This window comes from Streptomyces sp. NPDC006923, assembly GCF_040635655.1.
Taxonomy (GTDB): domain Bacteria; phylum Actinomycetota; class Actinomycetes; order Streptomycetales; family Streptomycetaceae; genus Streptomyces.
The window spans coordinates 374,835-388,992 of the sequence record NZ_JBEYIF010000001.1 but is presented as its reverse complement, the minus strand read 5'-3'; the positions used below and the strand labels follow the sequence as shown (position 1 = coordinate 388,992).

At 70.4% G+C, this 14,158-nt stretch carries 14 protein-coding genes; 4 read left to right on the top strand and 10 right to left on the bottom strand.

The window, feature by feature from the left end:
* Positions 1-335 precede the first annotated feature (335 nt).
* The 3 genes from ABZ707_RS01755 to glnA all read right to left on the bottom strand — a co-directional run bounded on the left by ABZ707_RS01755 (position 336) and on the right by glnA (position 3,900).
* A complete protein-coding gene (locus ABZ707_RS01755; protein ID WP_360166022.1) occupies positions 336-854 on the bottom strand; it encodes a hypothetical protein in 519 nt (172 codons plus the stop codon).
* Between the two features lie 28 nt (positions 855-882).
* Positions 883-2,145 carry a hypothetical protein gene (locus ABZ707_RS01750; protein ID WP_360166019.1) on the bottom strand — a complete coding sequence of 421 codons (1,263 nt, stop codon included), beginning with the start codon at positions 2,143-2,145 and terminating at the stop codon, positions 883-885.
* Positions 2,146-2,490: 345 nt separating this feature from the next.
* The gene (glnA, locus tag ABZ707_RS01745; RefSeq protein ID WP_360166016.1) at positions 2,491-3,900 is read right to left on the bottom strand and encodes a type I glutamate--ammonia ligase; all 1,410 of its coding nucleotides are present in this window, start codon (positions 3,898-3,900) and stop codon (positions 2,491-2,493) included.
* 231 nt (positions 3,901-4,131) lie between these two features.
* Between glnA and ABZ707_RS01740 the strand changes: the two genes are divergently transcribed.
* The gene (locus ABZ707_RS01740) at positions 4,132-4,599 is read left to right on the top strand and encodes an RDD family protein (protein ID WP_360166013.1); all 468 of its coding nucleotides are present in this window, start codon (positions 4,132-4,134) and stop codon (positions 4,597-4,599) included.
* 117 nt (positions 4,600-4,716) lie between these two features.
* Here ABZ707_RS01740 and ABZ707_RS01735 read toward each other — a convergent pair whose 3' ends face one another.
* From ABZ707_RS01735 to lipB, 4 genes are all read right to left on the bottom strand, one after another.
* Positions 4,717-5,415: a DUF4191 domain-containing protein gene (locus ABZ707_RS01735; RefSeq protein ID WP_360166011.1), complete on the bottom strand. Its 699-nt coding sequence runs from the start codon at positions 5,413-5,415 to the stop codon at positions 4,717-4,719.
* Positions 5,416-5,424: 9 nt separating this feature from the next.
* Positions 5,425-5,670 carry a hypothetical protein gene (locus tag ABZ707_RS01730; protein WP_360166008.1) on the bottom strand — a complete coding sequence of 82 codons (246 nt, stop codon included), beginning with the start codon at positions 5,668-5,670 and terminating at the stop codon, positions 5,425-5,427.
* Positions 5,671-5,935: 265 nt separating this feature from the next.
* Positions 5,936-6,901 carry a lipoyl synthase gene (gene lipA, locus ABZ707_RS01725; RefSeq protein WP_360166005.1) on the bottom strand — a complete coding sequence of 322 codons (966 nt, stop codon included), beginning with the start codon at positions 6,899-6,901 and terminating at the stop codon, positions 5,936-5,938.
* Between the two features lie 132 nt (positions 6,902-7,033).
* Positions 7,034-7,831 (bottom strand): lipoyl(octanoyl) transferase LipB, encoded by a 798-nt coding sequence (gene lipB, locus ABZ707_RS01720; RefSeq protein ID WP_360166002.1) that lies wholly within the window; start codon positions 7,829-7,831, stop codon positions 7,034-7,036.
* A gap of 274 nt (positions 7,832-8,105) precedes the next feature.
* Here lipB and ABZ707_RS01715 point away from each other — a divergent pair, with 274 nt between their 5' ends.
* Positions 8,106-9,557: a regulator gene (locus ABZ707_RS01715; protein ID WP_360165999.1), complete on the top strand. Its 1,452-nt coding sequence runs from the start codon at positions 8,106-8,108 to the stop codon at positions 9,555-9,557.
* 33 nt (positions 9,558-9,590) lie between these two features.
* On the opposite strand, the gene ABZ707_RS01710 is transcribed toward ABZ707_RS01715, so the two are convergent.
* Together ABZ707_RS01710 and ABZ707_RS01705 are read right to left on the bottom strand one after the other, a co-directional pair.
* Positions 9,591-10,901, bottom strand: a complete 1,311-nt coding sequence (locus ABZ707_RS01710; RefSeq protein WP_360165996.1) for an NAD(P)/FAD-dependent oxidoreductase — start codon at positions 10,899-10,901, stop codon at positions 9,591-9,593.
* 222 nt (positions 10,902-11,123) lie between these two features.
* Complete coding sequence (locus ABZ707_RS01705; protein WP_360165993.1) at positions 11,124-12,017, bottom strand: TIGR01777 family oxidoreductase; 894 nt, start codon at positions 12,015-12,017, stop codon at positions 11,124-11,126.
* 35 nt (positions 12,018-12,052) lie between these two features.
* Between ABZ707_RS01705 and ABZ707_RS01700 the strand changes: the two genes are divergently transcribed.
* Positions 12,053-12,547, top strand: a complete 495-nt coding sequence (locus ABZ707_RS01700; RefSeq protein ID WP_360165990.1) for a GNAT family N-acetyltransferase — start codon at positions 12,053-12,055, stop codon at positions 12,545-12,547.
* 7 nt (positions 12,548-12,554) lie between these two features.
* On the opposite strand, the gene ABZ707_RS01695 is transcribed toward ABZ707_RS01700, so the two are convergent.
* Positions 12,555-13,076, bottom strand: a complete 522-nt coding sequence (locus tag ABZ707_RS01695; protein ID WP_360166946.1) for a DUF4240 domain-containing protein — start codon at positions 13,074-13,076, stop codon at positions 12,555-12,557.
* Between the two features lie 142 nt (positions 13,077-13,218).
* Between ABZ707_RS01695 and ABZ707_RS01690 the strand changes: the two genes are divergently transcribed.
* Positions 13,219-14,136, top strand: a complete 918-nt coding sequence (locus ABZ707_RS01690; RefSeq protein ID WP_360165987.1) for an SDR family oxidoreductase — start codon at positions 13,219-13,221, stop codon at positions 14,134-14,136.
* Positions 14,137-14,158 lie beyond the last annotated feature (22 nt).

Below are 14,158 nucleotides of genomic sequence, written 5' to 3'. Positions count from 1 at the left end.
TGCGTCGGCGCCCGATGACACTGTATGATCATGATGTAAACCCGCTGCGGCGCAGCGGAGTTCACGCGTCTGTGGTCCAAGGAAAGACGTCCGCCAGCCGGCGGGAAATGCAGGTGCAAGGCCTGCCGGGCGCTCCATGAAAGCGGCTCTTCCTCGTGAGAGGGAGGGCCGCTTCTGTTTTCCCCCGCCCGCTGACACCGGTCTCGGCCCGAAGGCCCTGAGAAGTCCCGGCGAGCACGGAACAGCCCCTCCGATCGGCCGTTTCGCCTGATCGGACGCGATGAGCGCGATGACTGATGCGGTGCCCATCGTCCGAGTCCACGGTCGAACTGAACTCAGCCGCCCTCCACGTGAAACAGCGTCCTAGGCCCGATGCGCTCGGCGCCCTCCGGCCACACCACGTCGACTGGGATGCCTGCGCTTCGGGCGTCGAGGACCACGTCGGCTGTGCCGCCGCCCTTGCCGCCTGGGGGTTGGCCGTTCCAGACGGCGACCAGGCGGTCGACGCGGTCCAGGAGTACGCGGTTTGCTGCTTCGTATGCCTCTCGGCCAGCCGTTTCGAAGGGCATGATCAGCACTTCATCGGCGGCCCCAACGAGCTTGTCGAAGAGGGGAGCGTGCTGTGGCCTGACCTTTGTCTGGCGGTAGTCCTGGGAGGGGATCACCGCTACGAGACGGCCGCCGGCTGCGAGTACGGCTTCGGCGAAGAGGCTGTCCGATCCGGCGGCGATGCAGGACACCCCGACCAGATCCGGGCCGCTGTGTCCGGCCAGCAGATCTCGCAGTGCGTCGCGGACCAAGGAGACCGATGCGTCCGTCAGGTCCATGTGGCCGGTTACGGCAAGAGTTGTCACAGCGGCTTCTTCTTTCTCAGCGAGGTCATCAGTCGGCGAGTTGCTCGCGGAGTCTGGCCCGAGCTTCCCGGACCGGGCGGGAAGCACCGTGTCCGACGGTGTACGAGTAGAGCCACGCCATGCCCTCCCGTACACGTCCGGACTGCACCCGTTCGGCGACGTCCAGCGCGGCGTGGGTCTCCTGGCACCCGGCGCTCAGGTCGCCGCCGAGGAAGTAGACCTCCGCGAGACCGAGTCGGTCGAGGGCGTTGCTGCGGCCCGCCTCCGGGCCGCGCCGGGCGAGGGCCTGCCGGATTTCCTCGCCCGCGCGGTCGGCGTGTGAACGGGGGTCCTGCCGGGCGAGTTCCAGCAGTCGGCCGCCTGTGGTGCCGGCGAGTTCGGCTTCGTCGAAGTAGGCGATCCAGTGTGGCTCGGTCTGTTCGGGAGCGGCCTCGCCCAGATCCTGTCGCGCCTGTTCGGTCGCCCGTGTGAACGCCGAGGTGCGCCCGAGGGCGGCCAGTGCCCATGCCTCCCGGGTGCGAAGCATCGCCCGCACCCGGGGCCCGGCCACGTCGCGGGCGCCGTCCTGGGCGAGGCGAACAAGTTCGAGTGCGTCCTGTGGTCGGTTGCTGTACAGCATCTGACGGGCCATGCCCGCCAGCACGTTGGCGCCCCACAGACGGTCGCCGCCCGCGTGTGCGGCCCGCAGGGACAGCCGGTAGTAGTCCTGGGCCCGCCGTTGCAGGCCACTGTCCCACGCCATGGTGGCTGCCGTCCCGGCAAGACGCGCGAGCACCCGGTAGAGCCGTACCTCGACCGCTGGGGCCTGGTGCTCGTCCAGTACGGTCGCGACTTCCGAAAGCTGACCAAGGACTGCTCGGCGGCGCAGTCCGCCGCCGTAGCGATGGTCCCATGCGCGAAACGCTTTCGCGGTCTCCTCCAACTGCTCGACGTCCCGTAGGCCCAGACGCCCTGGGCGGGTGCGCCGTCGGCCTTCCTCGCCTGGGAGCATCCACCCTTCCAGGCTGTTGAGGAGTGGGGCGCCGGACATGGCCGTGGCTGCGAGGGCACGGGCCAACGCTCGCCGGTCCATGGTCAGATCGGCTCGGGTGAGCCGGTCGGCGAGTTCGATCGTGGTGTGGGTCTGCCAAGGGCTGTCCATACGCACAGGCACCTCCGCCGTCTCCGCTGGGGGCGGGGCCTCGGTCTCCCATGGACGTGGGGCGAGGCCGATGAAGTCGCCGGGAACGCGCAGTCCGTCGGCGATGCGCGCCAGCACCTCGTACGAGGTGACCTGCGTGCTGCCGGACATGATGGTGGACACCTTGCCGGGCGTGAGACCACAGGCGATCGCTGCAAAACGAAGCCGGATCGGGCGAGATGGCAGAGATCTCGTCGGGGCGCCCTGGGTGACATCGGTGCGGTCGGAAAAGGCGTACGGCGGTGCTTCGTGCGTCTGCGCGGGGTGCTCGCGCTCGCCGTGAGCGCGCGGGACGGGCCTTCCGCTGCCCATCGACCGCCAGCGAGGAGCGGACCAAGAAGGCCGTCGACCGCGCCCTGACGGCGGCGGTCGACGGCCTGACATCTCGGGGGAGTGCCCCATTGTGCCCCAGGCGGCAGCCTAGAAGGCGTTGCCGCAGGTCAGCGGTGCTTCGGTTTAGATGTCGAAGTACAGCTCAAACTCGTGCGGGTGCGGGCGGAGCTGGATCGGGGCGATTTCCTTGGTGCGCTTGTAGTCGATCCACGTGTCGATCAGGTCGGCCGTGAAGACGCCACCCGCCTGCAGGTACTCGTTGTCCGCCTCCAGCGCTTCGAGGACCGCGGGCAGCGAGGTCGGGACCTGGGGGACGCCCGCGTGCTCCTCGGGGGCGAGCTCGTACAGGTCCTTGTCGATCGGCTCGGCCGGCTCGATCTTGTTCTTGATGCCGTCCAGGCCCGCCAGGAGCAGCGCGGAGAAGGCCAGGTACGGGTTGGAGGACGGGTCCGGGGCGCGGAACTCGACGCGCTTGGCCTTCGGGTTCGAGCCCGTGATCGGGATACGCATCGCCGCCGAGCGGTTGCGCTGCGAGTAGACCAGGTTGACCGGGGCCTCGAAGCCGGGGACCAGGCGGTGGTACGAGTTCACCGTCGGGTTGGTGAAGGCCAGCAGCGACGGCGCGTGCTTGAGGATGCCGCCGATGTAGTAGCGGGCGGTGTCCGAGAGGCCCGCGTAACCCTGCTCGTCGTAGAACAGCGGGCTGCCGCCCTGCCACAGGGACTGGTGGACATGCATGCCCGAGCCGTTGTCGCCGAAGATCGGCTTCGGCATGAAGGTCGCGGTCTTGCCGTTGCGCCAGGCGACGTTCTTCACGATGTACTTGAAGAGCATCAGGTCGTCGGCCGCGGCGAGCAGCGTGTTGAACTTGTAGTTGATCTCCGCCTGGCCGGCGGTGCCGACCTCGTGGTGCTGGCGCTCGACCTGAAGGCCGGACGCCTCCAGCTCCAGGGAGATCTCCGCGCGCAGGTCGGCGAAGTGGTCGACCGGCGGGGCCGGGAAGTAGCCGCCCTTGTAGCGGACCTTGTAACCGCGGTTGTCCTCGACCGCACCGGTGTTCCAGGCGCCGGCCTCGGAGTCGATGTGGTAGAAGCCCTCGTTCGCGGTGGTGTTGAAGCGCACGCTGTCGAAGACGTAGAACTCGGCCTCGGGGCCGAAGTACGCGGTGTCCGCCACGCCGGTGGAGGCGAGGTACGCCTCGGCCTTCTTGGCGATGTTCCGCGGGTCGCGGCTGTACTGCTCGCCCGTGATCGGGTCGTGGATGAAGAAGTTGATGTTCAGCGTCTTGTCACGGCGGAACGGGTCGACCCGGGCGGTCGACAGGTCCGCGCGCAGCGCCATGTCCGACTCGTGGATGGCCTGGAAGCCACGAATGGAGGAGCCGTCGAAGGCCAGCTCTTCCACCGGGTCGAACGCCTTCGCCGGGATCGTGAAGTGCTGCATCACGCCAGGCAGGTCGCAGAAGCGGACGTCGACGAACTTGACGTCCTCGTCCGCGATGAACTTCTTGGCCTCGTCGGCGTTCTGGAACATCCAGCTCCTCCTCCTCCCGTCCCGGGGTGGGGCGGGGGTTGTCGCTCGGTCGTGCGGCCAGTGCGGTGGCACACGTGGGACCCAACTTAGGTTTTCGGGGTTTCTCAAGCATGACTCATTTGTTTCGCTGAAGTTAACCGGCCCGGCTGGGCGCCGGGGCGCACGCCGGGCCGCACATGCCTCCTTACCCCCGTCCCGAGGGTGCGAATACGGCCGCAGTACCGTGGTCGGGTGGATAACAGGCAAGCAATCGGATCGTGGCTCTCCGGGCCGCGCGCGGCCGCCGAGGACATGGGCGTCGACTTCGGCTACCGGGGCGAGCGGCTCGGTCTGCCGGAGGAGGGGCCGGGCTCCGTCGCCCCGCTCGGCCGGCGCGTCGGTGCCCTGATGGTCGACTGGGCGCTGTGCGTACTGATCGCATACGGATTGCTGGCCGGAGGTGACTGGCAGGCGTCGGGGAACTGGGCGCTCGGCATCCTCCTCGTACTGAGCCTGCTCACCGTCGGCACGGTCGGGTCCACTCCCGGCAAGCGGCTCTTCGGCCTGCGTGTCGTCGCCGAGGACGGCGGTCGGCTCGGCCCGGGCCGGGTGCTCGTCCGCACCGTGCTGCTGTGCGTGGCCGTCCCGGCCCTTGTCTGGGACCGCGACGGCCGGGGCCTCCACGACCGCCTCGCCCGCGCCGTGCAGGTACGGATCTGAGCGGCGCAACGGCCCGTACACATCGAGGCAACAGCCCCTACACATCAAGAGGGCGGTCCGGAACCGAGTCCCGGACCGCCCTCTTCTGTGTGTGAGGTCGGCTGTGCGTGTGAGCGGTCAGCGCATCTTTCCGCCGCGTGGCATCCGCATGCCCTTCGGCATCGGGCCCTTCGGCAGCGGCATATTGCTCATCAGGTCGCCCATGGCCCGCAGCCGGTCGTTGGCCGCCGTCACCTGCGGGCCCGCCAGCACCCGAGGCAGCTTGAGCATGGTGGTACGGACCTTCTTCAGCGGCACCTGGCCCTCGCCGTCGCCGACGATGATGTCGTGCACCGGCACATCCACGACGATGCGGGCCATCTTCCGCTTCTCGGCCGCCAGCAGATTCTTCAGCCGGTTCGGGTTGCCCTCGGCGACGAGCACGATGCCCGCCCTGCCGACGGCCCGGTGGACGACGTCCTGGCTGCGGTTCATCGCCACCGCCGGAGTCGTGGTCCAGCCACGGCCCACGTTCTGCAGGACGGCCGCCGCAGCGCCCGGCTGGCCCTCCATCTGCCCGAAGGCGGCACGCTCGGCACGGCGGCCGAAGATGATCGCCATCGCGAGGAACGCCAGGATGAAGCCCAGGATGCCCAGATAGATCGGGTGGTTGATCAAGAAGCCGATCGCGAGGAAGACACCGAAGGTGACGATTCCCACACCCGCGACGACAAGACCGACCTTCGAGTCGGCCTGCCGGGTCATCTTGTAGGTAAGGGCGATCTGCTTCAGTCGCCCGGGGTTCGCAGCAGAGTCTGCGTTTTCCTTCCTCGCCATGCCCAGAGTTTACGTGGCGCGGGAAGCGCGGTCCGACACGGCCTCCAGAACGTGCTGCGCCTCGACCCGGTCCCTGGCCCGGCGGCGGTCCTCCAGGACGGCCGTCCAGGCGTTGCGGCGGGCCGTGCGCTGGCCGCCGCCGAGGAGCAGGGACTCCACGGCGCGCAGCGCGGAGGAGACGGAGGGCAGCACAGGGGTGGGGCGGGTGGTCGCCGTCACCGCTTCGGTGACGGGTCGGGCCGACGCGACCTGCATGATGGCGGTCCCCTCAGGAGCGGTGGTGTCAGGAGCGGTGGTGGCGAGCGTACGGGCTGCGTAGAAGCAGCGTCACTTACTGGTGTTACCAGGGCGTGACCGACCGGTCAAACGGCCATGAAGCCTTGGTGCGCCGCCCCCGAAACGCTGACGCGGCCCGTACACCACCCCCGACCTGGGAGGAGGGTACGGACCGCGTCACACCTGCGTTCTACTGGTGAGTAGCCGCTTGTGCTCAGATTCACACAGCCCGGATCGGCACGGGTCACACGGCCTGACCGGCGACCGCCGCGCCACGCCGCTCGACCGCCTGCTGGTACAGCCGTCCCGCGCGGTACGAGGAACGCACCAGCGGTCCCGACATCACCCCGGAGAAGCCGATGGCCTCGGCCTCGTCCTTCAGCTCCACGAACTCGTGCGGCTTCACCCAGCGCTCGACCGGGTGGTGCCGCACGGACGGGCGCAGATACTGCGTGATCGTGATCAGCTCGCAGCCCGCGTCGTGCAGATCCCGCAGCGCCTCACTGACCTCGGCGCGCTCCTCACCCATGCCCAGGATGAGGTTGGACTTGGTGACCAGCCCCGCCTCGCGGGCGCGCGTGATGACGTCGAGCGAGCGCTCGTAGCGGAAGCCGGGACGGATCCGCTTGAAGATCCGCGGCACCGTCTCGACATTGTGGGCGAGCACCTCGGGCCGGGAGGAGAAGACCTCGGCGAGCTGCTCGGGCACGGCGTTGAAGTCGGGGATGAGCAGCTCGACCTTGGTGCCGCCGGCCGCGCGCTCCGCCGTCAGGGCGTGGATCTGGCGGACGGTCTCCGCGTACAGCCAGGCCCCGCCGTCTTCCAGGTCGTCGCGGGCGACGCCGGTGATCGTGGCGTAGTTCAGGTCCATCGTGACGACGGACTCACCCACCCGGCGCGGCTCGTCACGGTCCAGCGCCTGCGGCTTGCCCGTGTCGATCTGGCAGAAGTCGCAGCGCCGGGTGCACTGGTCGCCACCGATGAGGAAGGTCGCCTCGCGGTCCTCCCAGCATTCGAAGATGTTCGGACAGCCGGCCTCCTGGCAGACCGTGTGCAGACCCTCGCTCTTCACGAGCTTCTGCAACTGGTTGTACTCGGGGCCCATTTTCGCCCGAGTCTTGATCCACTCGGGCTTGCGCTCGATGGGGGTCTGGCTGTTCCGGACCTCCAGGCGCAGCATCTTGCGTCCGTCGGGTGCGACAGCGGACACGTCCGGCACCTCTCTCTGCTGGCGCGGCATTCGATTCTTCGGCGAATACCAGGTTACGCCCGTTATTTACGTGGCATTACGTCTGGCCAACCGGCGGCCGTCGGGGCACATTCCCCCCGATGGCCCAGTTCGTCAGACGCTCGCGTGCTCGATCTCGCGCGGCTTTGGCTCCGCGTGCTCCAGTACGTCCCGCAGATGCCGCTCCACCACGGGGAGGACCTCCGTGATCGTGATCTCACGGCCCAGCTCGGACGAGAGCGAGGTCACGCCCGCGTCCCTGATCCCGCACGGCACGATCCGGTCGAACCAGGTGTTGTCCGGGTTCACGTTCAGCGAGAAGCCGTGCATCGTCACGCCCTTGGCGACCCGGATGCCGATCGCCGCGAGCTTGCGGTCCTCCCGGCGCTGGCCGGCGTTGGACGGCGCGTACTCCGGGCCGTTCAGGCGCGGATCGAACTCCTCGTCCTGGAGCCGGGGGTCGAAGTCCAGCGCGAGCCCGCCCGGCGCGGGACGGCTCTCCACCGGATCCCCGAGCACCCACACGCCACTGCGCCCCTCGACCCGCGTCGTCTCCAGGCCGAACTCGGCGGCCGTACGGATCAGGGCGTCCTCCAGGCGGCGGACGTGCGCGACGACATCCACGGGCCGCGGCAGCTTGAGGATCGGATAGCCGACGAGCTGGCCGGGACCGTGCCAGGTGATCTTCCCGCCGCGGTCCACATCGATGACGGGGGTGCCGTCCAGCGGACGCTCGTTGTCCGCCGTGCGCCGGCCCGCCGTGTAGACCGGCGTGTGTTCCAGCAGCAGGCAGGTGTCCGGGACCTCTTCCGCGAAGCGGGCCGCGTGCACCCGGCGCTGCTCCTGCCATGCCTCCTGGTAGTCGACGGACTCCTCGCCGAACCCCAGATGGACGTACCGCAGCTCACCCACGGCAGTGCCTCCTTAGAACCCTCTCGTCGTGCGCCGTCAGTACCTTCAACGTGCACGGGTCGCGCTCTCGCAACTGTACGGCGGCTCCCGGCGGAGGGGCCGGGCAGGTGCTCCCCGGTCCCTTCCGCCGCGCTCGCGTCAGCGGTGGCTCGATCCTCACACGATCGGATGAATGTGGGACGAAGGTGATGGTGCGGGCGGTTTGTACCGCTAAATTCGCGCCGTTCCATGAGGGCTGCTCACCGGGCCCGGAAGGCAGGAGACCGTACAGCTGATGTCGGAACGACCTCCGCAGCGAATCCCCAACCGCCAGCTCGCCGCACTCATCGCAGAAGCCGGATTCTCCAACGCAGGTCTCGCCCGCCGGGTGGATCAGCTCGGCCTCGAACACGGCCTCGATCTGCGGTACGACAAGACATCGGTGACGCGCTGGCTGCGCGGGCAGCAACCCCGCGGCACCACACCCGCGCTGATCGCCGAGGTCTTCACCCGCCGGCTCGGTCGCCGGCTCTCCGCACAGGACCTGGGCCTGGACGCCTGCGCCCCGGTCTACGCGGGCCTCGAATTCGCGTCCACCCCCGAGGAAGCCGTCGACATCGTCGCGGGACTGTGGCGCAAGGACTCCGGCAGCCACAGCGAACTGCGCAAGATCGCGTTCACCCCGGCGGGCCTGGTCATCCCCAGTCGTGACTGGCTGATCGGGCGCGCCGACGACCGGGTCGGCAGCCCCGACCTCGTCGCGCACAACACCGCCAGGGTCCCCGCCCAGTCACGGCCCGAGCCCCCGACCGTGCCCCGCTCGCGCACCGAACGCGCGGTCGGCCAGAAGGTGACGGCCGGCGACATCTCCGCACTCCGCTCGGTCGGCGACCTCTTCCGCACCCTCGACCAGACCTATGGCGGCGGCCATGCCCGCCATGCCCTCGTCCGCTATCTGGAACACGAGGCAGAACCGATGCTCCGCGGTCTGTACGGGGAGAGCGTCGGCCGGCGGCTCTTCGCCGCGGCCGCCGATCTGACCCGGCTGGCAGGCTGGACCGCGTACGACATCGCGGCCCACGGCCTCGCCCAGCGTTACTTCGTCCAGGCCCTGCGGCTCGCCCAGGCGGCCGGGGACCGGGCCTACGGCTCGTACGTCCTGACCACCATGAGCCGCCAGGCCGTCCACCTCGGCCACGGCCGCGAGGCGGTGCAGCTCACCCGCGTCGCCCAGCAAGGCGTCGGCGGGTCCGCGCCGCCGGTGGTCCAGGCGCTGCTGCACTCCGCCGAGGCGCGCGGGCACGGCGTCCTCGGCGACGTACGGGCGTGCACCGCCGCGCTCGTACGGGCCGAACGGGCCCTGGAGACGGCGCGGCCCGGCGACGACGTACCGCACTGGGCGCGCTTCTTCGACGAGGCGCAGCTCGCCGACGAGTTCGGGCACTGCTACCGCGATCTCCAGCAGTACCGCGCGTCCGTGCAGCACGCCGAGCGCTCGCTCCAGCTACGCGCCCCCGTGTACGCCCGCAGCCGCCTCTTCTGCCGCGTTGTGCTCGCCTGTGGCCGCCTCGGCCTCGGCGAGCTGGACCAGGCGTGCCTGCTGGGCGCGGAGGCGGCCCAGGCGGCCACCGAGATGCGCTCGGCGCGTGCCGTGGAGTACGTACGGGACTTCGAGCGGCGGCTGGAGCCGTACCGGGACTCCGCGGCCGTACGCAACTACCGCGAGAGGACCGCCGCGTTCGGCTGAATCCGGCGGGCCGGCCCGGGCGGCGGGCCCGGCCTAGGCCACCGCCGGCAGCGGGACCGAGCCGGCGGCGGGCTTCACGCCCAGGTCGGCGAGGACCGCGTGAGCGGCCCGCCGGCCCGAGAACAGCGCGCCCTGGACCGTGCTCGTGTCCCGGTGGTCGCCGCACACATACAGACCGGACAGCAGCCGGACCGGACGGCGCAGATCGTGCGGCGGAGGCATCGCCGGTACCGCCTCCGGGTCGTGATGGACGGCCAGCAGCTCCCAGTCGCCGGTCGGCGTCCCGTACAGCCGAGCGAGATGCGCGCGGACCGAGCGGTCCAGTTCGGCGGCCGGGGGAGGGGTGCCGAGCACCGTCGACGAGATCAGCACCCGGCCGTCCGGCGCGCGCGAGGCGTCGACCGCGCTCATCACGGCGGTGTGCGCCACGGGCCCGCTCCGGTCCGCGTCCAGCAGCAGTGCCGGATCGGTCAACGGCGGTGTTGGCGCGGTGTGATGAAGAACCGTCACGGCGTGGAAGTCCGGCACCCGCAGCCCCGGCAGCAGCTCCGCCGCGGCGCGCGCGCCGGTCGCCAGCACCAGCGCGCGGCAGGCGATCTCACCGTGCTCCTTGGTGGTGACGCAGGTGATCGAGGTGTCCGTGACGCACACCTCCTTCCGCACGGTGCCCTGCGGCAGCGCCCGTTCAAGCAGCTCCGGCAGCGTGGCGGCGCCGCCGGCGGTGACACACAGCCGGCCGCGCGCGAAGTCGCGCAGCGCGAGGTCGGCGTACCGGCTCGATGTGCTGAGCCCGGGGTCGCGGAGCAGCGCGGACAGCAGCGGGCGGACAAAGCCGTTGACGGTACGGGCGGGCAGACCGCGCGCGGACAGCGCGTCCAGCGCGGTGCGTTCCGGACGGGCCAGCAGGCGCGGCATCGGTGTCGTAGCGATGCGGCCGAGAGCCGCGCCGATTCTTGCCTGGTCGAGCGCGCCGCCGAGCGCCGGACGGGGGGCGCTCGCCAGGGCGCGTGCCGCGGTCAGTGCGCTCCTGGCGCTACCGACCACACCGGTCCGGTAGTTCCGGCCGTCACTGTGCACGAGCACGCCCGGCGAGAACATCCGGAGGACACCGCCCTCCATCCCCGGCGTCCGGCGCAGCTCCGGATAGCAGGTGTTGAGCACCTGTCCGTTCCGGTCGAGGCGGAAGCCGTCGACCTGGTCCGTGGCCATACGGCCGCCGACGCGGGGAGCGGCCTCCAGGACACTGACTGTTACGCCTGCGCTGGTCAGATGGTGAGCCGCCGACAGACCTGCGACTCCGGCTCCGATGATGACGACGTCCGCGTGGTGTGCGCTGCTGAGCACGTGCCCCTCCCCGAGGTCGGCGCGGCTGGTGAGGAGCTGATGCCCGGACCAGCTCCCGGTCGAGAGTAGAAAGGGAAGGGGGGCGGGGCGGACGCGCGTGGGTGGGGGCACCGATGCATGGGGGGCGCGGCGCGCCGTCCGGCGGGGGCGCGCGGTGGGTGCGGACTGGTGACGGGGCGTTCAGGGGTGGTGTTCCTCGGTCGGCGACCCGCGCCGGAGGCGCTACGCCGCTTGGATCGATTCGTCGATCGTGGGGAACGCGAATGCGAAGCCCGACTCCAACAGGCGCTCCGGTACCACGCGCTGGCTGCCCAGAACGTCCTCAGCCAGGTCGCCCAGGGCCAGCCGCAGGGCCGTCGCCGGGACCGGGAAGGGCGTCGGGCGGTGCAGGACCCGGCCCATGGCCGCCGTGGCCTCGCGGTTGGTGACCGGCTCCGGCGCCGTGAGGTTCACCGGGCCCTCCAGCGACTCCGTGTCGATCAGGTGCCGCAGCGCCGCCACATGGTCGTGCAGCGCGATGAAGCTCCAGTACTGCCGGCCCGAGCCGAGCCGTCCGCCCAGGCCCGCCTGGAAGATCGGGAAGAGCCGGCCCCAGGCGCCGCCCTTGCGGGAGACCACCAGGCCGGTCCTGGCGAACACCGTTCGTACGCCCGCCTCTTCCGCCGCCGCGGCGGCCTCCTCCCATTCGACGCAGACCGACGGGAGGAAGCCGTCGCCGGGTGGCGCGTTCTCGTCCACCGCCCGGTCGCCGGTGTCGCCGTAGTAGCCGACGGCGGAGCCGGACACAAAGACCCGGGGCTGCTCGCCGAGCGAGGCGACGGCCTCCGCGATCGCGGCCGTGCCGAGGAGCCGGCTGTCGCGGATCTCCTTCTTGTACGCCTCGGTCCAGCGGTGGTCGCCGATGCCCGCGCCCGCGAGGTGGACGACGGCCTCGCAGCCGTTGAGGGCGTGCGCGTCGACGTACTGCCGTACGGGATCCCACTCGACCTCGTCTGCGGTGCGCGGGGTCCGGCGCACCAGGCGCAGCACCTTGTGTCCGTCGGCGCGCAGGGAGCGTACAAGAGCCGAACCAATGAGCCCGGTGGAGCCGGTGACCGCGATCCTCATGGCCACCATCCTGCCCCGGTAAGCCCTCATGGCACAGTTGCGCCATGTCCGAACCGCAGATACGTCCCGCACTCCGCTCGGACGACGGAGCCCTGGCGGCGCTCGACCGGGAGACATGGTCGCCGCTGCACGCCGTGACGCCGAGGCCGCTGCCGCCGTTCGGCCCGTTCTTCGACGCCCGGCACGGGGTCGAGGAGTTCCTGGTCGCCGAGGCCGACGACCGGATCGTCGGCTATGTCCGGGTGGGGCGGCCGACGCCGCTCGCCAGCAACGCGCATGTACGGCAGATACAGGGGCTGGCGGTCCATGAGTGGGCGCGCGGGCGCGGGGTGGCGCGCGCCCTGCTGCGCGCGGCGGCGCTGCACGCGCGGAACCAGGGCGCGCGGCGGCTGACGCTGCGCGTGCTGGGGCACAACACCCCCGCGCGGCGGCTGTACGAGGCGGAGGGCTTTGTCGTCGAGGGGATCCTGCCGGGGGAGTTCTGCCTGGAGGGTGAGTACGTCGACGACGTGGTCATGGGGCTTGCGCTGACCGGCTGAGCGGGGCTCACTCCTTCCCGAAGCGCTCCCAGAGCCGTGGGAACCGCTCCGCCAGCGCCGTGTCGTCCGCCAGGTCGATCGGCGTTCCCTCCGGTTCCGCGGGCTGGGCCGCGATGCCCAGATCGGGTGCCACCACACCGGTGAGCTGTTCGTACGCCTCGTCGGCCGCGTATCCCAGCTCCTCGCCGTCGCCGTCGAGGTCCTCGTCGAACTCGTCCAGCAGCTCGGCCAGGCCGTCCGGATCGTGCAGGGTGCCCTCGAAGATCTCCCGGCCCTGTCCGATGAGCCAGCAGCGGAAGAAGTCGAAGGCGTCGTCGCTCGCTCCGTGGAGCAGCACGACGGCCACCCCCCACAGATCCCAGTGGTACGCCCGGTTGTAGCGCGACTCGAAGTGCCGCGCGAAGTCCAGTACGGAGTCCGGGTCGAGCTGCAGCAGCCGCTCGACCAGCAGATCGGCATGCTCCTCGGGATCGCCCTGGGCGCCCTCACGAGTGCTGTCGATGATCTCCCAGAACTCCGTCTCGTCCATCACGGGTCCAGCATCGTGCTTGGGGGAGGGCCGCGCACGCGGAGCCGTACGAAACGCCGGGCGTTTCTTGTACCGGACAGGAGGTGTCGCCATTTCGTGCGACGGTCGACCGGTCGGCAGGAACGTATGACGGAGGTGACGGATGGCAGCCAGGCCATTGACGGGGAAGATCGCACTTGTCGCGGGAGCGACCAGGGGCGCGGGGCGGGCGATCGCGGTGCGGCTGGGCGCGGCCGGTGCGACGGTGTACGCGACCGGGCGGACGACCCGGGAGAGCGCCAGTGAGGTCGGCCGGGCGACGGAGACCATCGAGGAGACGGCGGAGCTGGTCACGGCGGCGGGCGGGGAGGGGATCGCCGTACCGACCGACCATCTCGTACCGGAGCGGGTCCGCGCGCTGACCGAGCGTATCGAGCGGGATCATGGCCGGCTGGATGTGCTGGTCAATGACCTCTGGGGCGGCGAGCACCTGGTGGAGTTCGGCAAGAAGATGTGGGAGACGGAGCTCGGCCGCGGGCTGCGGATGCTGGAGCTGGGCGTCAAGACCCACATCATCACCAGCAGCTTCGCGCTTCCGCTGCTGGTCCGGGGGCCGGGCGGACTGGTCGTCGAGGTCACCGACGGCACGGCGAGGTCGAACAGGGCGTTCCGGGAGAACTACTACTACGACCTCACGAAGAACGCCCCGATCAGAATGGCCTTCACCCTCGGTGAGGACCTCAAGGACGTGGGCGGTACGGCGGTCTCGATCACCCCGGGTTTTCTCCGCTCCGAGCAGATGCTCGACCACTTCGGCGTGCGCGAGGAGAACTGGCGCGACGCGATCGCCGAGAGCCCGCACTTCGCGATCTCCGAGTCACCGCTGCTCATCGGCGAGGCCGTCGCGGCCCTGGCCGCGGACCCGGAGAAGCAGCGCTGGAACGGCCGGTCGCTCTCCAGCGGGCAGCTCGCGAAGGAGTACGGATTCACCGACGCGGACGGCAGCAGCCCGGACGCCTGGGCGTATTTCGAGGAGGTCGTGTACGGCGGGAAGGAGGCGTCCGCCGACGCTTACCGGTAAGGGCTGTCCGTGATCCCCGGGG